The organism is Bombiscardovia apis (genome assembly GCF_033095945.1).
GTDB lineage: Bacteria > Actinomycetota > Actinomycetes > Actinomycetales > Bifidobacteriaceae > Bombiscardovia > Bombiscardovia apis.
Genome location: NZ_AP026800.1, coordinates 879,624 through 902,262 on the forward strand (window position 1 = coordinate 879,624; position 22,639 = coordinate 902,262).

The following is a 22,639-nucleotide window of genomic DNA, read 5'->3' on the forward strand; positions in this document are numbered from 1 at the left end:
GTACGAGGAAGTTACGACTTTTTGGCTGTTTTCGTTACGAGCGTGTTCGTATGTGTTCATATCACGAACAAACATGTTCGATTAAGTGCCAGAAGGCAGGTTAACACGTCTCATGAAAACGGTTCTTGAATATATTTACCAGTTAAATGATAGGAGGGAGTTTTGCTCACGGCTACGTGCGTGGTTCTATTGTCGGAAAGTGCGGACATAATAAAAGGACATTTACCTACACAATATATAGGAGCGTCATGGCCACTGGACCAGTACTTGTCGTTGATTTCGGAGCTCAATATGCCCAACTCATCGCCAGGCGCGTCAGGGAAGCGCACATCTACTCCGAACTGGTGCCGCATTCAATGTCCGTAGAAGACATGCTTGCTAAGGACCCTCAGGCAATTATCCTGTCTGGCGGTCCCGCATCAGTCTATGTTGATGGTGCGCCTACCTTAGATCGCGCTATTTTCGAGGCCGGAGTGCCCGTGTTGGGTATCTGCTACGGTTTCCAAGTCATGGCTCATGAGCTAGGGGGCATCGTAGATAAGGCTGCCCTAGGTGAATATGGCAAGACTGAAGCCGTTATTGACAAAGCTAGCGGCATTTTAGAGAACTCTCCTGCACTGCAGTCCGTTTGGATGAGTCATGGCGTAGCTGTTGAGCAGGCTCCCGAAGGTTTTGAAGTATTGGCCCACACCCAGGGTGCTCCTGTTGCGGCTATGCAAGATCCTTCCCGCGGTCTCTATGGTGTGCAGTGGCATCCTGAAGTGGTGAACACTGCGCTGGGGCAGGAACTGATTTATACCTTCCTTCACCAGTGCGCCGGCCTACAAGACAACTGGGACGCTTCCAGCATTATCGACGACCAGATACGTAAGATACGTGAGCAGGTTGGTGACGATCAGGTAATCTGCGGCCTGTCGGGCGGCGTGGATTCAGCCGTGGCTGCTACGCTGGTTCACAAGGCAATCGGCGACCAGCTCACTTGCGTCTTCGTAGACCACGGGCTGCTGCGCAAGGGTGAGGCTGACCAAGTTAAGCATGATTTCGTGGCAGCAACCGGCATTAAGCTCATTACTGTCGACGCTTCGCAAGACTTCCTTGAGGCTTTGAGCGGCGTATCTGAGCCCGAGCGCAAGCGCAAAATTATCGGTGAGAAGTTCATTCGTACTTTTGAAAAGGCCCAGCAGCAAGTCATCGAAGAAGCCGGTAAGAACGGTAAAGAAGTTAAATTCTTGGTGCAAGGCACGCTGTATCCCGATGTTGTCGAGTCCGGCGGGGGAGATGGGGCTGCTAACATCAAGTCTCACCACAACGTCGGCGGCCTGCCCGACGACATCACCTTTGAGCTTATTGAGCCCCTGCGAGCGCTCTTTAAAGACGAGGTTCGCGCAATCGGCACTGAGATGGGCCTGCCCGACGACATTGTCTGGCGTCAGCCTTTCCCCGGTCCAGGTTTGGGGATTCGCATCATCGGCGACATTACTCAGGAACGTTTGGACCTGCTTCGCGATGCGGATGCCATCGCCCGCGAAGAGCTCAGCCAAGCTGGTCTTGATCGAGACATCTGGCAGTGCCCGGTGGTCTTGCTGGCAGATGTTCACTCGGTAGGTGTGCAGGGAGACGAGCGTACTTACGGCTCTCCCATAGTCTTGCGTCCGGTCTCTTCTGAAGATGCCATGACCGCAGACTGGTCCAGAGTGCCCTACGATGTACTTGCCCGTATCTCAACTCGAATTACCAACGAGTGCCGCGGCATCAACCGAGTAGTACTTGACGTGACTTCCAAGCCACCGGCAACTATCGAGTGGGAATAAGAGTCTCGCCCATTGAGCGTAACTCTTTAAAGCGCAGGGGGTTGGCAACAGATATGGTACTGTTGCCAACCCCCTGCTGTATATATGCGTACTTCGTGAGCAAACTGGTGGGGAGATGCATAACGTTTATACTCATCTGCTGGTGTGAGATGCGCATATTACATAGCGATGCGGCCCGTGAAACCGTGTTTTGGCTGCGGCATGTCGATTTGACTTCGAGTGACTCTAAGTTTCTATGCTTATGAGTGAGTTCGGCAAGATATTAGTGAGTAAGCCAAAGAAAGTAAGGTCAGTATGAAGGCAGCTATTTTCGTAAAGCCAGGGCAGATGGAACTGACAGATGCTCCTATGCCAACTATTGAAAAGCCAACCGATGCCATTATTCGTATCGTGCGGGCCTGTGTATGCGGGTCGGACCTGTGGTGGTACCGCGGCATTTCCACGCGTGAGTCAGGTTCATTCGTAGGTCATGAGGCTATCGGCATAGTTGAAGAGGTTGGATCGGAAGTTACACATATCAAAGCTGGCGATTTTGTTATCGCGCCTTTTACCCACGGCTGTGGTCACTGCGCGGCTTGTAAAGCAGGTTTCGATGGTAACTGCATGAATATGGAATCGGGAGGCAATGGCGGTTATCAGGGCGAATACTTGCGCTTTACTAACGCTGACTGGGCCCTAGTCAAGATTCCAGGGGCTATATCTGACTATAGTGACGGAATGCTGAATTCGTTACTAACACTGGCAGACGTAATGGCTACGGGGTACCATGCTGCTGCTAGCGCTGAGGTACAGCAGGGCGATACCGTTGTTGTGATGGGCGACGGTGCCGTTGGCCTGTGCGGCGTGCTTTCAGCGCAGCTACTCGGCGCTGGCCGTATTATCGCTATGAGCCGTCACGAGGACCGCCAAACATTAGCGACTGAGTTTGGAGCTACAGATGTGATTGCTGAGCGCGGTGACGAGGCTGTGGAAAAGGTCATGGAAATGACTGAAGGAGCGGGTGCGGACGCAATTCTAGAGTGTGTTGGTAGCGAACAATCGGTTGACACAGCAGTGAAAGTTGCCCGCGCCGGAGCAGTCGTGGGACGGGTGGGAGTGCCTCAAAAGGCCGAAATGAATACCAATTCCCTTTTCTGGCGTAACATCGGTTTACGCGGTGGCATTGCCTCTGTCACAACTTATGACAAGAACGTGCTCCTAGACGCGGTTCTGCAAGGCAAGATTGAACCCGGTAAGGTCTTCACTCAGCGGTTCAAACTCGAGCAGATTCAGCAAGCGTATGAAGCAATGGACCAACGTACCGCAATAAAGTCCCTCTTAATCGTGGAAGATTAATGAACTGAGCTAGCCTTGGCCCTGCGTCCTCGTTTGCTATTGGTCAAGGCTGGTCTGTTCACTTTTTACAAGTCTTTGGCATGAATCATAATGAAGTCGAAGGCTCGGTCAGGTAAGAGAGCGTGGAGTGCTACTAATGGTTTGGCACCAAAACCAACTAAGTAACGCGTCTTAGGGCGGCGGGTGCTGGCTGCTTTTGCTATCACTTGTGCTATTGAATCCGGCTTGCTTAACCAACGACTGTTGTAGAGTTTACGTAGACCCTGCGCTGCCTGCTGTGCGGCTTCTTGATAGGGGCCACCGTGGGCTGAGTCTTCTAAATGATCGGCGGCTATACGCCCCCAATTGGTAGCAATTGCACCCGGTTCAATGAGTACCACGTCGATATTGAACTGACGAGTTTCCATACGCAAGGCATCGCTAAAAGCTTCAAGCGCGTATTTCGTGGCGTGATACCAGGCACCCATGTACGTAACCATCCGACCAGCCATCGAAGACGTGTTAATAATTCGCCCATGCCCCTGTGCTCTCATAGTGGGCAAGACCAGCTGAGTTAAGCGGGCTAACCCCAGCAGATTGACCTCAAACTGTTGGCGTACCTCGCTAATGGCTACCTCTTCTACCGGACCGTAGGATCCGTAGCCAGCATTGTTGATGAGAATGTCAATACGACTTTCACGGGACAGCACAGCTTCAACTGCTTTCTGAATTGAATCATCATTACTGAGGTCAAGTGGCACAGGCTGAACACCCAATCCTGTCAGTGGTTTGAGCTGGTCTATATGTCGACCAGCTCCATAGACGCGCAATCCGTGGCGGGCTAGGATAGCAGCAGCTTGGTAGCCGATTCCGCTGGTAGCCCCAGTAATGAGTACGACCCTGGCATTCATACAAACTCCTCTGTTCCGCGCTCCGCACGCCTAGTAAGCCCTAGTATAGGCTTGCTAAGGCGGTCTGCGCTTAGCGTATGATGAAGGAACTGAGGGGTTTCTTAGTTCGTGGCCTTGAGCTATACATCTGTTGGGAGAAGACTGGTATGGATATGGCAGTACGGATGAATGAGCGAGTTCGGGAGCAAAAGCCTAGCGATATCCGCACCTTTAACGCAGACGTAAGCGAGATTGATGGCATTATCAAGCTCACCCTCGGCGAGCCGGACTTCGCCACTCCTGAGCATGTGAAGCAGACTGCTATTCGCGCTATTGAGGCTGATCAGTCCCACTACCTGCCCAGCCGTGGTCTGCCAGCTCTACGGGAAGCCGCCAGTGTCTTTTTGGCATCCAAATATGGCACTGTTTACCAGCCAGACACTGAGATTTTAGTTACCGCAGGCGCGACGGGTGGCATTTATTCCAGCTTGAACGCCATGCTCAACCCTGGCGATACCGTTTTTATACCTACGCCTATCTTCCCCCTATACATTCCCATTTCGCGCATGGCAGGCGGAAATACCGTCTTTATCGACACCTCAAACGACGGTTTTGTACTCACTGCTGAACGGCTCGAAGCAGTAGTGCGCGAGCATCGAGACAGCGCGAAAGTGCTGGTGCTGAACTTTCCTGCCAACCCAACTGGCGTAACGTATTCGCGCTCGCAGCTGGAAGCTTTGGCACATGTAGCTCGCAAGTATGGGCTGTTCGTGCTCTCTGACGAAATTTATTCAGAACTCACTTACGAGGGCAGACACGTTTCTATGGGGCAGGTCTTGCCCGAGCAGACCGTAGTCTTAAACGGTGTCTCCAAATCTCACGCTATGACCGGTTGGCGCATTGGCATAGCGGCAGGGCCAGCTGAGATTATCAACGAAGTGGCCAAGGTCAGCGAGTTCACTATCACCTGCTCGACTACTGCGGCCCAATATGCGGCGCTAGAAGCTTTGAGTCAGGGGCAAAACGACGCTGCCCCAATGAAGGAAGCCTACCGCACACGCCGCGATTTCATGCTGGGAGCCCTGAGGGAAGCTGGTTTAGAAGTTACCAATCCACAGGGGGCCTTCTACCTGTTCGTAAAACTACCTGAGCGCATGAGCGATTCCTGGAAATTCGCTTATTCACTGGCTCAGGAAGCCAAGGTTGCTATTATTCCTGGTGCCAGCTTTGCGCAGGGCGGGGAAGGTTACTTCCGTATATCGTATGCCGCTTCGATGGAGGACTTGCAAGAGGCAGCCCGCCGCATTCAGTCATACATGGCAACGCATTGATAACTGGGTAGGGGAGAGGAGTCCCTATTCTTCAGTGTTAACAACGCACAGGTAATTAAGATGGAACATCTTGGTTCATTCTTGTTTATGGGGTCGGTTTGGCCGTTTCTCACTATGTGGACGTAAATGTTGACGCTGCTTGCCGATGGCATACTATAAGGCTCAAGCTATTTTCGAGAAGGAGGTTTTCGTGGCAATGTGGTTTACGCACAGTTTCAGGCGGTTACACGTCTTGCTGCTCAGGTCTAATCTGAAGCAGCAATGAACTGAGCGTCAACGGTTGCACAGATTAGACGAACATCTGGCTGTGCGGCCCCGCGGAGACATACTCAACTTCTCGCCCCCACAGTTTTCAGATTGTGGGGGCTTTCTGTACCGCAACCGGCTACTGAATCCCTGAATTGGTATAGAGGCTGTCCGCTTATGGCGGGCCGAGCGAAAGAACAATATATGAGCAGCACTGAATCTACGAGTACACCCATACCGCACACTGCAGTCCAACAGCCGGTAGTAGCTGTTGGGCTGAAAGCCAAGCTCTACGAAGCCACTATGAATATGCTAAACGGCTTGTCTATTGGCATTATCGTGGCTTTAATTCCCGGAGCCCTGCTCAACAGCTTGCTGAAATACTTAGTACCAGCTGTGCCGCAGATTCAGATCATTTTGACTATGACCGCAATAGCGCAAACCCTTTTGCCTGCCGTGAGTGCTGTATGCGTGGGTATGATGGCCAAATTTACACCCATTCAGACCACTTCGCTAGCATTAGCGGCAGCAATTGGCGCCGGTAATTACCACATGACCCCTAAGGGCATTAGCGTGGCAGGTCCGGGAGATGTGATCAACTTAGCGGTGACTATTGCCGTGGGATACGTTGTAATCCTGCTCTTAGGTGACCTCTTGAAGGCATACACCATCCTCCTGATACCAACTTTGGTTGTGCTCATTGCAGGAGGTGTGGGTCTGCTGACATACACCCCGGTCTCTGCCATCACCCGTTATATCGGTATCGGTATTCACTCCATGACAACTATTCAGCCCATACTCATGGGCACGCTCATGGGCGCTATCTTCGCTTTCATCATTGTGAGCCCTATTTCTTCTGTTGGTATTGCTGCGGCCATTTCTTTGACTGGAATCGGTGCGGGGTCGGCCAATCTTGGTATCGCGGCCGCTGGTTTTGCACTGGCTATTTACGGGCGCAAAGTCAACTCTTTGGGCACCTGTCTAGCACATTTCTTGGGCTCTCCTAAGGTGCAGATGGCTAATCTCTTCACTCGCCCCAAGCTGCTCTTACCGATTTTGATTAATGCAGCCATTATGGGCGGATTGGGAGCAGTTTTCCATGTACAAGCCACGCCTTCGACTGCCGGTTTCGGCTGCATCGGCTTGGTTGGACCCCTAGCTGCTTTGGAAGGCTACGGTAGCTTTAGTGTAGGCAACATTATCCTAATTTCAGTATTATTCGTGATTTTGCCGATAGTCTTGGGCTACGTGAGTGATTATATTTGTACTAAGTTCAAATTCCACAAGCCTCAGTATTACGTGCTTAACTATTCGTGACAACCAGCTGTCTTGATCTGAGTGAACTTCAGATCAAGACGGATATGACAAGAGGCTGTTTGATATCCAACGGTACCAAACAGCCTCTTTATATAACAGCTAGGGTAGTGCACTTACTGAGCTGAGGTGAACTCGATAGTTCCAGCTTCCGCATCCATGCTGTCTACGATGGCGAGAGACTGAATATCATATCCTTCTTCGCGTAGCTTCTTGCCGCCCTCTTGGAACCCCTTTTCTATAGCGATACCAATGCCTTCAATAACGACACCGGCATGGTGGCAGATGTCGATAAGACCATGCAAGGCGTTACCATTTGCCAAGAAGTCGTCAATCAGTAGCACATGCTCGCCCTCGTGGAGGAATCGCTTAGCAACGATAACAGGGTATTCACGCTGCTTGGTGAAAGAGTAAATACTAGCAACATACTGGTCGCCGTCTAGATTGATGGACTGCGTTTTCTTGGCGAACACGACGGGCACATTGCCGAAGTGGCGCGCCGCCATGCAGGCAATACCTATTCCAGAAGCTTCGATCGTGAGAATCTTATCAATATGACGATCAGCGAATAAACGGGCCCATTCAGTACCCATCTGGTCAAAGAGGTCTACGTCGCACTGGTGGTTCAAGAAGGCGTCAACCTTAAGCACATTGCCGGGCTTAACAGTGCCGTCTCGACGGATGCGATCCTCTAATTCCTTCATGGAAGTCCTTCTGATTGTGACCAATAGGAGCTGCACTAAGTTGATAGATCACTCAAAGAGCTAACTACCAATCGTGATGGGCTTAAGCATAGCCTTGCTCTTTGACTTCAACGGCAAACCCTGGAAAGGATGGAATTATTCCCGATTACGCGCGTAGGAGACAATAGTTTTTCTCCCGCATTTTTGGGTTTTGAGCGTTACTATAGAAGTGTCTCAATTGGTCACATGCCCAACGACATGTAACGACTATAAGGAGGACCAGATGAGTGTATTAGATAACGCCAAGGATGCCATGAAGTCGGCCGGGGAGAAGATTTCCGACGCTGCCGAGAATGTTAAGGACAAAATGTCTGACGCTGCTGAGAACGCCAAAGACAAGATGTCTGATGCGACCGACAAGGCTAAGGCAGATGCAAATGTTGGCAAAGCCAAGGTCGAGCAAAGTGCGACCGACGCTAAGAACAAAGCTAAGGAACAAATGAACAAGTAGTTCTTGTTTATTGTTTCGCCCCGGAAGGGTTCATCCTCTTCCGGGGCTTTTCTTTGCCGAGGGTGTGGCAATATGACCTTCGTATGTGCTACAAATGAAAGCCCGGCAGCTTTTACAAGCTACCACTTTGCTGACACCATTAAGCGCGTATTGAGGGGCTCGAAGTGTTTGAAGAAGCAGACATGATCCAACGCAGTGCGGACGACCTTCTGGCTGGTCTCAATCCCCAGCAGTCTCAGGCGGTGCAATATCGAGGCCCTGCCCTCCTTATTGGCGCAGGTGCAGGTTCAGGTAAGACTCGTGTGCTTACCCGCCGTATAGCGTGGATTCTGAGCCAGTTTGGAGCTTGGCCCAGCCAGGTGCTCGCCATTACTTTTACTAATAAGGCCGCTGCTGAAATGAGGGAGCGTCTAGGGCAGCTCATCGGCCCCGTTGCAGAGCGGATGTGGGTTTCAACCTTCCACTCGGCATGTGTGCGCATTCTACGCCGTGATGGCAAGGAAATCGGCCTCAAGTCGGGGTTCTCCATCTATGACTCGGGCGATTCTGAGCGTTTAATCAAACTCATTGGCAAAGATCTTAACGTCGATTTGAAGCGTTATACTCCGCGTAGCATCCTCTCGCACATCTCGGACTACAAAAATAACCTGCAAGGTTGGCAGGAACAACTCAAGACCTTTGCGCCCGATTACAAGCCAGGGCAGAGAGGGCAGCAAATTAGCTCACGCTTTGGCAATGAAGAAGAGCTCTATTCGGTCTTTTACGCTGAGTATGAGTACCGCTTGGGACAGGCGAACGCGGTAGATTTCGATGACTTAATCGTGCGTACCGTAGAGCTTTTGCGGCAATCTCCCTTGGTAGCCCAGTACTACCACCATAAGTTCCGCTATATTCTGGTCGACGAGTATCAGGACACCAACCACGCACAATACGTGCTCTTGCGCGAGCTGGCCGGAGCTGACAGTGCCGAAGAGCGAGCTAAAGCCCAAGAGGAGGCTCAAGCAGACAGGCCTGTAGCAGCTGGTAGGGAAGGTCAGGCTTGGATTACCGTTGTGGGTGATTCCGACCAGTCAATCTACGCCTTCCGCGGTGCAGATATTAGCAACATTCGCGACTTCGAGAAGGACTTTCCGGGCGCGAAAACCATCATGCTCGAGCAGAACTATCGTTCTACGCAAACCATTTTGGACGCAGCCAACGCGGTCATCTCGAAGAACACTTCGCGCACCCCTAAAAAGCTCTGGACAGCGCTAGGCAAGGGTGAGCCCATTGTGGGTTATGCTGCCGATAATGCTCAGCAAGAAGCCGCTTGGATTGGTACCGAGATTGCTCGTCTACGGGCCGAAGAAAGCATCCTCTATTCGGATATGGCTATTATGTATCGTGCCAATGCGCAATCACGAGCCTTAGAGGAAGCCCTCATTAACGCTGGCTTGCCCTACCAGTTGGTAGGTGGCACTAAATTCTACGAGCGTCGCGAAGTCAAAGATGCTCTGGCGTATTTGCATGCTATTGCCAACCCCGATGATGACGTTAACCTGCGCCGTATTCTCAATGTGCCCAAGCGTGGTTTAGGAGCTCGGGCTGAGGCGCTTATCAGCATGTACTCTGATGCTCACAATGCTAGCTTCTGGAGTGGGATTGAGCATTACGAGCAGATTGATGGTATTCCAACACTTACGGCTAAGAAGCTGGAGAGTTTCCGTACTCTCATGCATGAGCTGACGAATTTCGTGTCTGAACATGACAATAAGCCATCCGAAATAGTGGCTGAGGTACTCGATGCCTCTGGCATGCTGGCTGAACTGCGTAAGTCCACTGACCCGCAAGACGCATCCCGAGTCGAGAATCTTTCTCAGTTGCAGTCGGTAGCCGCTGAGTTTGAGCAGAAAACGCCTGATGCCACTCTTGCTGGATTCTTGGAGACTACGGCCCTCGTAGCCGATTCCGACCAGCTGCCGGGCATTAACGAAGAAAGCGGCAAGGTTACCTTGATGACTCTTCACACCGCGAAGGGCTTGGAGTATCCGGTGGTCTTCTTAACGGGTATGGAGCAGGGGACCTTCCCTCATTCACGATCCTTGGAAGACGAGGGTGAGTTGGAAGAAGAGCGTCGTCTAGCCTATGTGGGCATTACTCGTGCCAAGCAGCGCCTATATTTGACTCGTGCTACTGTGCGAGCTCAATGGGGCCAAGCTAATGAGATGCTAGCCAGCCAGTTCTTAGACGACGTTCCTGAGGATTTGATTGATTGGAAACGTCGCCAGTCCAGCGTTGAGCGCATGCAGAGCGGCTGGGGCTCAGGCGGAAGCGATGATGAATTCGGCAGCTTTGAAGACGATGAATTCGGTTCTTCATCTACCTTCGGATCTTCTCAATCTTATGGGCGTTCCAGTTCTTCGAGTTCCTCACGATCTTACGGGACGTCCTATGGGTCGTACGGCTCACGCTCAGGTTCTGCTTCAGGTTCTTCCTATGGTGGATCGTCAAGCTCGCGCCGCTACGGCAGCTCGTCTTCAAGTCGAGGTGGATACTCCAGCAGTTATGGCTCTAAGTCATCAAGCAAGAGCGGCCGAGTTACGACGAAGCGTACACAACCCACAAGGTCTGTGGTAGCTGCGCAGCCATCGGGATCCAAACTTAACATTGCAGACTTCCATCATGGAGATAAGGTCGCCCACGATCAGTATGGTTTGGGCACAGTAATCGACGTGCAAGACAAGGGCAATAACTCTGTCTTAACTGTGGACTTTGGCTCAGACGGTGTTAAACGGCTCATGCTGCGTGTAGCTCCGATCGAAAAGCTCTAAAAACTATGTAGCACTTACAGGGTGCAAGCGCATATAAGAAAAGGGCCGGGGACTGGTTGAACAGTCCCCGGCCCTTTTCTAGCTATAAGAGGCTAAAAGCCCTAACGTGCCTGACGGCGCAGAGTGAAAGCACCGGCTGCGATTAAGAACAAGCCCAAAGCCAAAGCTCCTACACCCAAGACGTTGCTTCCGGTCTTAGCCAACTGTCTACGAGCTGGATCAGCTGTGCTGGCAGAAGGAGAAGCTGTGTTGTTGGAAAGAGTCGAAGGGTCAGAAGCCCTAGGCCCGGTACCGGTCGAAGGATCGACAGGAGCTGCGGCAGAGCTGTTGCCTTCAGCAGGTGCCGTTGCGTTAGGATCGGCAGGGTTTACAGAACCCTTGCCATCTGTGCCAGGCATGATGCCGGCCTGAGCTGCGAGATCGTTGTAGGACTTCTGAGCTGCATCGACAGCCTGCTGAGCGGTAGCAATGTCGGCCTGAGGATTGGTCAGCCAAGTTTCGTATGCCGTAACATCTGCGAAGTAATCGCTGATAGGCTTGATACGAGAGCCTGCCCACACACCCTTAGTTGCCATAGCAGAATAAGTGTGTGCAGAAGAAGAATTCTCATTAGTAGAAAGCATGAAGCGAGCGTTGCTCACCGTGGCCTGAGGAGTCTTGTTGCTGGAACGTTTGAAGCCAGCTGCGGTTGGCAGTTCATCTTCGGTCATAGACGAGAAGTAGAAGGTCTGGCCGTGAGTATTGCCGCCGTAGGTGTTGGGGGAGTTGGTGCGCTGTGCGAAACCGGTGATGTCATAGCTGCCATTGACGATGTTGTCATAGTGACCATGGTTAGTGCCGCCATTTTGGAGGTCAACCTTCTCCTCGTCATACCAGCCGGTGAAAGGATCGGGATAGCTCCAAGACAGGTTTTCTGCAACCTCAAATTGCCTTGGGTGATCAACTTCGCCATTAGGCCAATTGGTTCCGATGGCTGCCCAATCAGTATCAGCCTGAGCCATGGCCATGAGGGTGTCGGAAACCTTGAGCTCACCCTTGCCTTCTGCCTTGCGTAGTTCATTGCACTTTTGCAGGTAGGTGAGTGTGGCCTTCATGTTAGCCATGCTAGTTGCGTCGTCGGCTTGGCCGAGCTTGATGGAGCTTGCGAGCTTGCCATTGACTGCGCTATCGGTCAATACGGAGTATGCGCCGGTTGCACCTACGTATTTGAAATATCCTGCGCTTCCTTGAGCTTGATACTCAGCAGTCTTAGTGCTGGCATCTTGCTTTTGCTTGAGGGTAGCCTTGGCAGCTTCCAGTACCTTGCTGGCAGTGTCAACCTGTGCTTGCAGATCACTGCTGGGAGTAGCGTCTGCGGCCAATGCGGGGGAGACGCAACCAATGAGAGTAGCACCGGCTACCGCGCTAGTGAGCCCTAGCTTGATAAAGCGCACAGACCAATTCCTGCCGTCTGCGTGCTTTGCGGCAGACCTCTGACTCTTGTAATTCATTCTTTTCCTTTCAGACAAAGCTGTCCTATGCACACGAGATGCATATAGCTTCCCCAGCTAGCTATAGATAAGTATAGCTGAGAGGCGTGCCAAACGTTGATATTGTGGATCGAAAAGTGTTGTGTGTCACATATCGGCTACGACTGGGAAGCTAGGAAATGTTCTTCGCTCGGAAGCACTAGGTTAGCAATGACGGCAACCACGAAGGACATAGCTATGCAATTGCTTGCGAAGATGGACTGGAAGAGGGCTGGGAAATTGGCAAAAATGTCGTGTACTTGAGTGAAACCAATGCCGACGGTGAGAGAGAGCGCTGCGATGGTGATGTTGCGCTGGGAGAAGCCTGCTTCCGCAATCATCTGGAAACCAGAGAGGATGATATTGCCGAACATCATGATGGTGCAGCCGCCTAGTACCGCTTGGGGCAGTGAATTAAAGATGGCGGCAATACCAGGCACGAACGAGGCTAATACGAGCAGGAGACCGCCGGAAAAGATGACCTTGCGATTGACCACCTTCGTCATGGCTACCAAGCCAATATTTTGTGCAAACGAAGTCAATGGCAAGCATCCGAACAGACCCGAGATGATGGAGATTGCGCCGTCTCCAGCAATAGCACCGCTCATTTCGCGATCTGTGGGCGTGCGGTCTAAGCCCACGCGGCACAGTGCTGTGGTGTCTCCAATTACTTCGACAGAGGACACTACATAGAGCAGGGCGAAGGAAATGATGGCACCAGCGTCGAACTCAGGTTTGAAGGGCATAGCGTGGGGTAGCGAGACGATTTGTAGATTGTGGAAGCTGGAAAAATCGACCATGTGCATAGCCAAGGCAAGCAGGTAGCCAACAACGAGGCCAAACAATACTGAAAGCTGCTTGGCAGTGCCGCGAGTAAGCAGTTGGAAGGCCAAGCATGCTACGAGTGAGACGCAGGCGAGGGTGAGATTTTGCCAAGAACCAAAGTCTTGAGCGCCAGCGCCACCGCCAAATGATTGGGCGCCAACAGAGAGCAGAGAGAAACCGATAGAGGTCACGACAATGGCCGAGACGATAGGAGGCACAAAACGGCGCCACCAGTTTGCGGTTAATCCCAAAATAAGCTCAACAAAACCACCGGCGATAACGGCTCCAACGACGACTCCATAGCCTTGATGAGACACGATCGCCACAGCGGCAGCCACGTACGTAAAAGAGATACCTGTGACCATGGGGAGCTTGCCACCTACGCGCCACAGGGGGTAGAGCTGGAGACAGGTGCCCAAGCCGGCTACGAGCAGGCCGTTCTGGATTACCAAGGCAGACTCTTCTGGGCTCATGTGAGCTGCCGCTGCTACTAAGAAAATTGGGGCGAGATTGGCTACAAACATAGCCATCACATGCTGGAGCCCAAAGGGTAAGCCCTTCCAAAACGAGATTTTGCCGTCCATGGAGCGTAGAGCGCTCATCGACGCGGCACCCGTGGCTTGATTATTCGTGGATGAAGAATCGGACTGGGCAGATGAAGCTGCTTGATCTGCAGATTGCTGGTTTTTATGCTGATTGACTTCCTGCTGTGGTGTAGTACTCACGCTTGCCTTCTTATGCTCTGAACTCTCTATGTACTGTGCGCTGGTGTGATGATTTGAGGGATTGGTCCGCTAGGAATTTTGGCGCAGCTAGGTGGCGTACACAGGGCCTCCTCTGGACGGGAAATCGGTACTAAGGAACAAGAGAAGGCCATGCATACTTACGCTGCATGGCCTTCTTGATATGAACGGGCGGGGAGTCTCGGAATTCATTGAACGATTGTGGGCACACTGCTCCCGCTGGATTGGCGTATGCGCGTCTGCGTGGCAAATATTGAAGCCGTAGCAGCGAATCACTACGCGAGGGCCAGTGTGCATGAGTCTTTCAACACTCCAAGCATTAGGATGAATAGAATCTGATGGAGATACTCAAGTGGTGTTGGCTTTCGAACGAGTGTCCGTAGTCCAGCTACCTAACAGACAGGTTACTACTGGCGGTAGTCATTGCCCTAGGACTTTGGACAGTCTTGCGTGTCTATGAAAGGTCGGGCATACAAAGTAGTGAGAGCCATAAGAATTGCTGCGGCGAGCATAATTGCTGGCATGGGTAAGTGGTCAATGAGCATCCCATATACAGCCTGGCCCAAGGGCATAGCGGCCATAGCCAGTGCCATTGTAGCGCCTATGACTTTCCCTACTAGCTGAGGCGGGGTCGAGCCTTGCTCATAAGCCAATATGGTGACGGAAATGCACTGTACGCAAGCCATCGCGCCGGCAGTAGCAAGGGTAAGTACCGCGTAAGTAGTTATGGTCGGGGCATGCATGAATAAGGCAAGGGCTGTTGGCAGAAGGCACAAGCTGCTCAAGCCTAGCAAATGCGGAATGTGAGATAAGGTGAACCATTTAGGCTTAAGACTTAAGAGAAGTGCACCTGCCAAACCGCCAGTGGAGATAGCGCCTTCGGTCAAGCCTTGCATTTGATTGCTCAGTCCTAGCAGATGAGTCACTATATAAGGCAACGATACGTTCAGTAGGGCGCAGAAAACGAGGTTGGCAACTGCGATAACAATATTTGCGGCCAATAGCAAGCGTTGAGACAGCAGGAACTTGCCAGCTTGGGCGAAATCGGCCGCGAAACTGGTGAATGGGTTCGACATTGGCGAATGCGTTGAAAGCTGCGGAATATGGATGAAACAGAAAATCCACAGCGACGAAATCAAACAAGCGCCGCAGGAGAGCAATACCACCGCCTTCAAGCCCGCAAAGCCCAGGAGCATGCCAGCAAATACCGGACCGATCATGTTGGTCAAAGAGTTTACTTGAGTGATGAGGGCCGTTGCTCGCTTGAGTCCTTCGCCGCTGGTGCGCTTTGGGTCGACCAAGCAAGGCACGGTAGCTTGAACGATAGGGCTATATAAAGCATGAAAACCGTAGGCCAGCATCATGGTCACTATCGTTATGAGCGTCATACTGCTAGCTGAATAGAAGAGCGCGTAAGAGAGTGCCGCACATGCGCTCGCGGCATCGAGTGCGGCCATAGCCTTGCGCTTGTCGAAGCGATCGGCAATTGCGCCGCCTACTGGTGTGAGAATAACCGACGGAATGAGAGCGAGAGCGGCAACTATTCCATAGAGCGATGCTGAACCGGTTGCATTGAGCAAGTGGAGGGGGAGCGCAAAGGTGAGCGTTACCTGACCGAGGGAAGAGAGAATCTCTGTGAGCAGCAGTGATACGAAAGCTGGGGTAAAGATAGAGGCGGCCGGGTGCTGTGAGGGTGTTGAAGTCATCGCTGTATGACCTTTCATGTGCGTGTGCTCGTTTGTGTTTACATATTTGATATATATACCGACGGTTGGTATGTAAAGCTGCTTATGCTTATCTCGTCCAATATGGCAGGGGATAAGTGGCTGAAGTTTTCCTTACTATAGAGGAGAGGGCTTTATTGGTTGTTGCGGTGGGTTGTACTGGGGCGTGTCTGCTTTGGCTGGGCTTCTTCTGATTGATTCGTGCTGCCATAGGAGGCCAACAAATCACTCAAGCCTCGATCTTCGATTGGTACGCCGAGAGCCCGCAAAATGGTGAAGTAGACATCCGCTCGTGCGTGTAATTCTTCGCTGTTGCCAGGCTGGAAGAGGGGGTATAGCCACATGTTGGACAGCAGCATTTGCACTTCGGCTACTTGCTGGGGGTGTTGTACCTGGAGTGAGCCGTCTTCGTTGCCGCGCTCAAGAATTGGGGCTATGACCTTGGGCGCAGCATCCAGTAGACCGGTAAATTGCATGCCAATGAGTTTGGGGTTGAGTCTGGGGTCGAAGGATGCAATCAGGGGAGCGATAGCTTCGAGTTCTGGTGCAACGACTTGGGTGCTGTGTATGTCTTGCATGCGCTCCAAGCCATTGTCACTTTCGTTTCTTGCTTCGATTTCTTCGCTTGCTTGTTCGCTTGGTTCGTCAGCGTTGCGCTGTCTGGAAGTGTGGCCAGCAACCAATTCTTGGAATTGTGCTTGCCACTTGCTCTGCCGATGAGGGCTGACCTTGGCAAACAGGCGGTTGACTACGGCTTCGAACAAATCTTCCTTTGAAGCAAAGTGGTGGTAGATAGCTCCCTTGCTCAAACCGCCCAGGTTGTTGATGATGTCTTGCATGCTGGTGTTGTCGTAGCCCTTGCTAAGAAAAAGCTCGGTGGCCACGTCGAGTATTGTTTGCACTGTCTCTTCTGGGTGTGCATTGCGAGCCATAGCGCTTCTCTTTTCTTTGTTATAACAGCTAGTTTAGGAGGTTATACCTACTGTTGGTATGTATACTACTGCCGATTGCAGGGGGAATGCAAACTGTTGGTATGTAATCTGAATCTCAGATGCGGATCTTCGTATCCAATCGTGTTTTTAAGTGAAGACGACGAATGGTCTAAGGCTTGTAGTTAAATAGCTCCTTGGTATCTGCATATTCGCAGTTGCCTATCTGGAGTCTCAGCCCATCAACGGGTCGGCGGCCTTAGGGTCGTTCGTGTGAAAGCACGGCCAAGCGTTGGAGAGGCCTGACTCGGCGGTGAAAACCGTCTGCGTTTCAGATAACGACAGAATAGTAAAGGATTAGCAATGACTAACGTTCAGCGCTCCCGCCGTCAGGTTCGCCTGTCGCGCGCCCTGGGCATCGCACTGACCCCTAAGGCTCAGCGCCTGTTCGAGAAGCGTCCTTATGCTCCTGGTGAGCACGGCCGCACTCGTCGTCGTACCGAGTCCGATTACGCCATCCGTCTGCGCGAAAAGCAGCGTTTACGGGCACAGTATGGTGTTTCCGAGAAGCAGCTGCGCGCAGCTTATGAGCGCGGCACCAAAGAGTCGGGTCAGACCGGCGATGCCATGATGCGTGACCTCGAGTCCCGTCTGGATGCTTTGGTTTTGCGTGCCGGCATTGCCCGCACCACTGCTCAGGCTCGTCAGTACGTGGTTCACCGTCACATCATGGTAGACGGCAACATCGTCGATCGTCCTTCTTACCGCGTCAAGCCTGGCCAGACCATTCAGGTCAAGCCCAAGAGCCAGACCACGGTTCCTTTCCAGATTGCAGCCGAAGGCGTTCACCGCGACGTTCTTCCCGCAGTTCCCGGTTACTTGGATGTCGACTTGGCTTCCCTCAAGGCCACGGTTACCCGTGTTCCTGAGGTTTCCGAGATCCCGGTTCAGGTCAACATTCAGTACGTGGTCGAGTTCTACGCCCGCTGATGCGTAACGGCTGAAAAGCCGATACAAACTTCACAACGCTCTTGCGCGAAATATTGCGCAAGAGCGTTGTTTTGTTATATCTGGGTTTGGATGGGCAAGCTTCTAGTGTGATCATTAGAGTTTGGCCCAATCACTGCCCGCACAATCGCACTGCGGGCTTATATATGAATCAGGAGTGATGTCAGCGATCCATTGCTGCGGTAACGATTGAGTTCACAATGGAGATGATGATGCTTCCCAGAATTGACCACAAGAACCCGCGAATATGAACGCCAACGCCAAACAAGCCAATGGCAAGCCAAGAAGAAAGCGACATAAAGAACCAGTTCAGCAGGAGTGAGAAGATGCCAAATGTCACAATGGTCAAGGGCATCGTCAAAAGGCGAATCAGAGGTTTAATCGAAGCGTTGATGAGAGCCATAAAGAGGGCAAAAGCCGCAATGCCGAAAATAGGTGGTTTACCTACGGCAGTCATGCCGGGAAGTAGGAGCACCATCACACCTACCGAGATTGTCATTACCAACCAACGAGATAAGAAACTGTTCATACTCTCATTATGCAATCAATCCGCAAATCGTACTGAAAATCTTTCTCTCCGCTAAGCCTCCAATCCCCCCCCCCCACAAATGTACTCGATTTGAATTTTGGGCACTTTCTCACACAAAGTGGTCCTCGTTGTGAATTAAAGCGTGCGAAAGTGCCCAAAATACGAAAAGACAGTTTGGTGGGGTTGCTGGGGGTGAGATGGGTTCTTAGTGTGGAGCTTGGGGGAGTAGTGATGCCATAATGGAGGGATGGTATTTCGTGTGTATGCTGTCCGACACGGGCAGACTTATTTTAACCGTTATAACAGGCTGCAAGGCTGGTCGGACTCTCCGCTGACCGAGCAGGGGCTTCGCGACGCAGACCTGGCTGCGCACAAGCTGGAATCAGTTAAGTTCCAAGCGGCCTATAGTTCAGATACCAACCGCGCCCAAGTTACTGCTCAGCGTATTCTCGAACTCAATAAGTTCTCAGAGCCTATCCCGAAGCTGGAAACGGCTATGAACTTCCGAGAGCAGTTTTACGGTTACTTTGAAGGCCAAGACATGGGCGCCGCTTGGTGGGCAGCGGGTGCACCGCACGGAGCAAAGTCTTATTCCGAGATTGTTGCCCAATACGGACTTGCTGCAACTCGTGATTTTCTCAAAGAGGCCGACCCTTTCCACGATGCGGAATCTGACCAAGAATACTGGCAACGTGTCGAAACAGGCTTCCGTTTAATCGCGAGCAACTCGCAAGTGGAAGATGGCTCTCAAGTATTGCTGGTATGGCATGGGAATTCCCTCTTGAATTTCATGTATCGCTTTGCTGACCAAGACTACGATTTGAGCGAAAGGCCTGCCAACGGGTCAGTCACCATCTTTGACTTCGACCCCAGCTTGCCCTTTGAACAAGCAGTTGAGATTCAGTCATATAACCAGTAAGTGAACACTAGCGGCTTGGTATACCGGCCGCATGGTAGCCTTAGCGGGTATACGTGTCACCTGGGAAAGAGGTTAGAAAGATGGACATTGGTCAGATTGCGGGCCTGATAGCTGCCATCGCGTTTGCAATTCTCGCGGGTTTCCTTATTTATCCGCTGATTCGGCTGGGTAAGTTATTTGACCAAATCGCCGATACTGTGCGCCAAACCGGTATTCATGCCATGCCTGCCATAGATGAATCGGCCACCACAGTGCGTCAGGTCAACCAGTCACTGGCTGATGTCAACCGTATTTCTGCCGCCGCCTCCACCACTGCCGGCAACGTAGGCGCCTTGACCGACTTGTACGGTTCCATGTTGGGTAAACCTCTCATTAAGGCAGCCGCTGCAATCTATGCCTTGCGTACCACCGTTCGCTCCTTCTTCTCGGGCGGTAAAGATGAGAGTACACAAGAGTCCGGGCAGGCAACAGCCACGCCAGCGAGTGGGACTCAGGGAAGTAGGGTGTCCTAATGTTTAAGCGAATATTTTGGATTGGTACCGGCGCAGCTCTCGGTGTCATCGCAGCTTCAAAAGCCCAATCCTATGTGCGAGCCAACACGCCACAGCGCGCTCGTGAATTCGTGCTGGGGCCAGATGAGGACAACGTAGCACAGCGCACCCTAGCAGGTTTGATTACCCAATTCCAGACGGTAATGAATAGCCGCGAAGAGGAACTGAACCGGCACTATGCAGATCGTTTCAACGACTAGCTGGACTGACTCAGAGCTGATGACCTGCCCGTGATTTAAGAGCTGAGCGCTCTTCGCCGGGACGTAACTTTTGAACAGCAGGGGCACCCCCTGTAAGGAGTAAGACAGACACTATGCGCACATCAGAAATTGCGAATCGCTTCCTCACCTACTTTGAGCAGCAGGGTCACATGGTTCAGCCCTCAGCATCTCTGATCTCTTCGGATCCCACGATTCTTTTCACTATCGCTGGTATGGTGCCTTTTATCCCTTACCTGATGGGGGAGCAGACTCCACCTTCGCGCAGGATGGCTTCCAACCAGAAGTGCGTGCGTACACTTGATATTGACGAAGTTGGTAAGACAACGCGCCACGGTACTTTCTTCCAAATGCTCGGTAACTTTTCCTTTGGTGATTACTTCAAGGAAGAGGCCATCCACTACGCTTGGCAACTGCTGACCAGTTCGCAAGACCAAGGGGGCTATGGTTTCGACCCAGAGAGCCTGTGGGTCACCACGTATACAGATGATGAAGAAGCACGTTCCATTTGGAAAAATGAAGGTTTCGACCCTGCCCATATGGAGATTTTGGGTATGGAAGACAATTTCTGGACCACTGGCGGCCCCGGCCCCGGCGGCCCCTGTTCTGAAATCTACGTGGACCGTGGCCCAGCTTACGGCAAAGAGGGCGGTCCTTCAGCAGACGAGAATCGTTATATCGAAATCTGGGACTTGGTGTTTGAAAACTTCCAAGTCGACAACGTAAAGTCAAAGACTGACTTGCATATCGTTGGCGAACTCCAGAACAAAAACATCGATACTGGTGCTGGCTTGGAGCGCTTGGCCTATCTGTTGCAGGGCAAGCAGAACATCTACGAGACAGATGAAGTCTTCCCGGTAATTGAGGCAGCTCAGCGTCTCAGTGGACAGCAGTATGGCGACAACGAAGAGGCAGACGTGCGCATGCGCGTGGTGGCTGACCATGTGCGCTCGGCTCTGATGATTATGAGCGATGGAGTGCGCCCCTCAAACGTGGGCCGTGGCTATGTACTGCGTCGCCTACTGCGCCGTACCGTGCGTTCCATGCGCATGCTGGGTGTCACTGATCCAGTCTTGCCTTCTCTCTTCCCCGTCTCGAAGGAAGCTATGGTTGCTTCCTATCCTGAGCTGAACCAGACCTTCCCAGAAGTTTCCGAAGCTGCTTACGGTGAGGAAGATGCCTTCCGCCATACGCTTGAGAACGGCACCACCATTTTGGACGTGGCCGTCAATAAAGCCAAGCAGGGCAAGGAGCCGGTCGTTTCCGGCCAGGATGCTTTTACCCTTCACGACACCTACGGTTTCCCCATTGAGCTCACGCTAGAAATGGCTCAGGAACAGGGAGTGAAGGTAGACGAAGGCAAGTTCCGCGAGCTCATGAACGAGCAGAAGTCGAGGGCTCGGGCCGATGCACTCAAGAAGCGCCACAATGTGGACTTGAGCGTTTACGACGATTTGAAGAAAGAGCTGAGCCAGCCCATCGAATTCTTGGGTTACACGGACTTCTCTAGCCGTGCCCGTGTGCTTGGAATTGTGCAAGAAGGTAAGGGCGCTGTGCCTGCCGTAAGCGCTCCAGCGACTGTAGAAGTGATTCTTGATCGCACACCTTTCTATGCGCAAGCAGGCGGCCAGTTGGCCGATCAGGGCGAGATTCTTAGCGATGATGGTGCTGTGCTTGAGGTCGACGATGTGCAGAAGCCGGTGAAGGGCTTAATCGCCCACCAGTGCCGCTTAACTGAAGGTACATTAACATTAGATGCACAGGTGACGGCAACTATCGATCCTGAGCGCCGTGGAGCCATTGCTCGCTCCCACACCGCTACGCACATGGTGCACAAGGCTCTACAGGAAGAGTTAGGGCCGCAGGCTACCCAGCGAGGTTCTGAGGATGCGCCCAACCGTCTTCGCTTTGACTTCCAGTGGTCTTCGGCCCCCAGCCGGGATGCTATGGAATCGGTAGAAGCGCGTGTCAACGATCGTTTGCGCGACAATCTTGCCGTTACCACGCAAGAGATGAAGTTTGACGATGCTATCGCACTTGGCGCTATGCACATCTTCGGCGAGAAGTACGGAGACATTGTCCGAGTGGTTTCGATTGGTGCGGATGGTTGGAGCCGAGAGCTGTGCGGCGGCACCCACGTAGACCATGTAGGCAAGATTGGCACTGTCTCGATTATGTCGGAAGCCTCAGTAGGCACCGGCGTACGAAGGGTCGATGCTGTAGTTGGCCAGGGAGCTTACGAATATAATGCTCGTGAACACGCTCTCGTTTCTCAGCTTTCCGACAAGCTCGGTGCCCGCCCAGACGATTTGGCGGAGCGTGTCTCTAACTTGCTGGCTAAGCTCAAAGAGTCTGACCGCCGTCTGAATCAGATGTATGAGGATCAGCTAGCTCAAACAGTACCGGCACTTGTTCAGCAGGCTCAGGAGTCTCCTGCAACAGTCAAGATTGCAGCTCGTAATGTCGGTCATTTCGGCTCCATTGAAGCCTTGCGCAAGACTGTAACTCAGGTACGCGCTCAGCTAGGCGATCAGGCTCCAACCGTAGTCGCACTGGCTGGTGTGAATGAGGAAGAGAAGCCGATCGTGCTCGTTGCTACCAACGAATCTGCTCGCAAGATGGGATTGAAAGCTGGCGACTTGGTCCGTGGCGCTTCTCAGATGCTGGGTGGTGGTGGCGGCGGCAAGCCTGACTTCGCCCAAGGCGGTGGTCAAGATGCTTCGCTCATTGATGGAGCCCTGAAAGCCTTGAGTAATCAGGCCCAGCAGGTCTGAA

General features: G+C 52.3%; 18 protein-coding genes. 11 read left to right on the forward strand and 7 right to left on the reverse strand.

Features of this window, described 5'->3' with window-relative positions; genetic code table 11:
* Positions 1 to 248: 248 nt before the first annotated feature.
* Both guaA and R8377_RS03335 read left to right on the forward strand, forming a co-directional pair.
* Entirely contained in the window at positions 249 to 1,811 is a 1,563-nt protein-coding gene (gene guaA / locus R8377_RS03330) for a glutamine-hydrolyzing GMP synthase (protein ID WP_317643557.1), read from the forward strand.
* A 294-nt stretch (positions 1,812 to 2,105) separates the two neighbouring features.
* A complete protein-coding gene (locus tag R8377_RS03335; protein WP_317643558.1) occupies positions 2,106 to 3,146 on the forward strand; it encodes a zinc-dependent alcohol dehydrogenase family protein in 1,041 nt (346 codons plus the stop codon).
* Positions 3,147 to 3,211: 65 nt separating this feature from the next.
* On the opposite strand, the gene R8377_RS03340 is transcribed toward R8377_RS03335, so the two are convergent.
* Entirely contained in the window at positions 3,212 to 4,036 is an 825-nt protein-coding gene (locus R8377_RS03340) for an oxidoreductase (protein WP_317643560.1), read from the reverse strand.
* 146 nt (positions 4,037 to 4,182) lie between these two features.
* Here R8377_RS03340 and R8377_RS03345 point away from each other — a divergent pair, with 146 nt between their 5' ends.
* Both R8377_RS03345 and R8377_RS03350 read left to right on the forward strand, forming a co-directional pair.
* Positions 4,183 to 5,346 (forward strand): aminotransferase class I/II-fold pyridoxal phosphate-dependent enzyme, encoded by a 1,164-nt coding sequence (locus tag R8377_RS03345; protein ID WP_317643561.1) that lies wholly within the window; start codon positions 4,183 to 4,185, stop codon positions 5,344 to 5,346.
* Positions 5,347 to 5,796: 450 nt separating this feature from the next.
* Positions 5,797 to 6,909 carry a PTS sugar transporter subunit IIC gene (locus R8377_RS03350; protein WP_317643562.1) on the forward strand — a complete coding sequence of 371 codons (1,113 nt, stop codon included), beginning with the start codon at positions 5,797 to 5,799 and terminating at the stop codon, positions 6,907 to 6,909.
* A 113-nt stretch (positions 6,910 to 7,022) separates the two neighbouring features.
* On the opposite strand, the gene R8377_RS03355 is transcribed toward R8377_RS03350, so the two are convergent.
* The gene (locus tag R8377_RS03355; RefSeq protein WP_317643563.1) at positions 7,023 to 7,610 is read right to left on the reverse strand and encodes a xanthine phosphoribosyltransferase; all 588 of its coding nucleotides are present in this window, start codon (positions 7,608 to 7,610) and stop codon (positions 7,023 to 7,025) included.
* A gap of 262 nt (positions 7,611 to 7,872) precedes the next feature.
* Between R8377_RS03355 and R8377_RS03360 the strand changes: the two genes are divergently transcribed.
* Positions 7,873 to 8,100, forward strand: coding sequence for a hypothetical protein (locus R8377_RS03360; RefSeq protein ID WP_317643564.1), 228 nt, complete (start codon positions 7,873 to 7,875; stop codon positions 8,098 to 8,100).
* Positions 8,101 to 8,264: 164 nt separating this feature from the next.
* On the forward strand, positions 8,265 to 10,910 hold the full coding sequence (locus tag R8377_RS03365; RefSeq protein WP_317643565.1) for a UvrD-helicase domain-containing protein: 2,646 nt from the start codon (positions 8,265 to 8,267) through the stop codon (positions 10,908 to 10,910).
* A gap of 101 nt (positions 10,911 to 11,011) precedes the next feature.
* Here R8377_RS03365 and R8377_RS03370 read toward each other — a convergent pair whose 3' ends face one another.
* The 4 genes from R8377_RS03370 to R8377_RS03385 all read right to left on the reverse strand — a co-directional run bounded on the left by R8377_RS03370 (position 11,012) and on the right by R8377_RS03385 (position 16,642).
* Positions 11,012 to 12,400: a CAP domain-containing protein gene (locus tag R8377_RS03370; RefSeq protein ID WP_317643566.1), complete on the reverse strand. Its 1,389-nt coding sequence runs from the start codon at positions 12,398 to 12,400 to the stop codon at positions 11,012 to 11,014.
* Between the two features lie 137 nt (positions 12,401 to 12,537).
* A complete protein-coding gene (locus tag R8377_RS03375; RefSeq protein ID WP_317643682.1) occupies positions 12,538 to 13,845 on the reverse strand; it encodes a nucleobase:cation symporter-2 family protein in 1,308 nt (435 codons plus the stop codon).
* 569 nt (positions 13,846 to 14,414) lie between these two features.
* Entirely contained in the window at positions 14,415 to 15,710 is a 1,296-nt protein-coding gene (locus R8377_RS03380; RefSeq protein WP_317643567.1) for an MFS transporter, read from the reverse strand.
* A gap of 134 nt (positions 15,711 to 15,844) precedes the next feature.
* Positions 15,845 to 16,642: a TetR/AcrR family transcriptional regulator gene (locus R8377_RS03385; protein ID WP_317643568.1), complete on the reverse strand. Its 798-nt coding sequence runs from the start codon at positions 16,640 to 16,642 to the stop codon at positions 15,845 to 15,847.
* A 360-nt stretch (positions 16,643 to 17,002) separates the two neighbouring features.
* Between R8377_RS03385 and rpsD the strand changes: the two genes are divergently transcribed.
* Positions 17,003 to 17,629, forward strand: a complete 627-nt coding sequence (rpsD, locus tag R8377_RS03390) for a 30S ribosomal protein S4 (RefSeq protein ID WP_317643569.1) — start codon at positions 17,003 to 17,005, stop codon at positions 17,627 to 17,629.
* 181 nt (positions 17,630 to 17,810) lie between these two features.
* Here rpsD and R8377_RS03395 read toward each other — a convergent pair whose 3' ends face one another.
* On the reverse strand, positions 17,811 to 18,176 hold the full coding sequence (locus tag R8377_RS03395) for a phage holin family protein (protein ID WP_317643570.1): 366 nt from the start codon (positions 18,174 to 18,176) through the stop codon (positions 17,811 to 17,813).
* A 247-nt stretch (positions 18,177 to 18,423) separates the two neighbouring features.
* Here R8377_RS03395 and R8377_RS03400 point away from each other — a divergent pair, with 247 nt between their 5' ends.
* The 4 genes from R8377_RS03400 (at position 18,424) to alaS (ending at position 22,638) form a co-directional block, all read left to right on the forward strand.
* Positions 18,424 to 19,095, forward strand: a complete 672-nt coding sequence (locus tag R8377_RS03400) for a histidine phosphatase family protein (RefSeq protein ID WP_317643572.1) — start codon at positions 18,424 to 18,426, stop codon at positions 19,093 to 19,095.
* 80 nt (positions 19,096 to 19,175) lie between these two features.
* Positions 19,176 to 19,607, forward strand: coding sequence for a DUF948 domain-containing protein (locus R8377_RS03405; protein WP_317643573.1), 432 nt, complete (start codon positions 19,176 to 19,178; stop codon positions 19,605 to 19,607).
* Positions 19,607 to 19,846: a hypothetical protein gene (locus tag R8377_RS03410; RefSeq protein ID WP_317643574.1), complete on the forward strand. Its 240-nt coding sequence runs from the start codon at positions 19,607 to 19,609 to the stop codon at positions 19,844 to 19,846. The genes R8377_RS03405 and R8377_RS03410 overlap by 1 nt, the downstream gene beginning before the upstream one ends.
* Before the next feature lie 113 nt (positions 19,847 to 19,959).
* On the forward strand, positions 19,960 to 22,638 hold the full coding sequence (gene alaS, locus R8377_RS03415; protein WP_317643575.1) for an alanine--tRNA ligase: 2,679 nt from the start codon (positions 19,960 to 19,962) through the stop codon (positions 22,636 to 22,638).
* Position 22,639 lies beyond the last annotated feature (1 nt).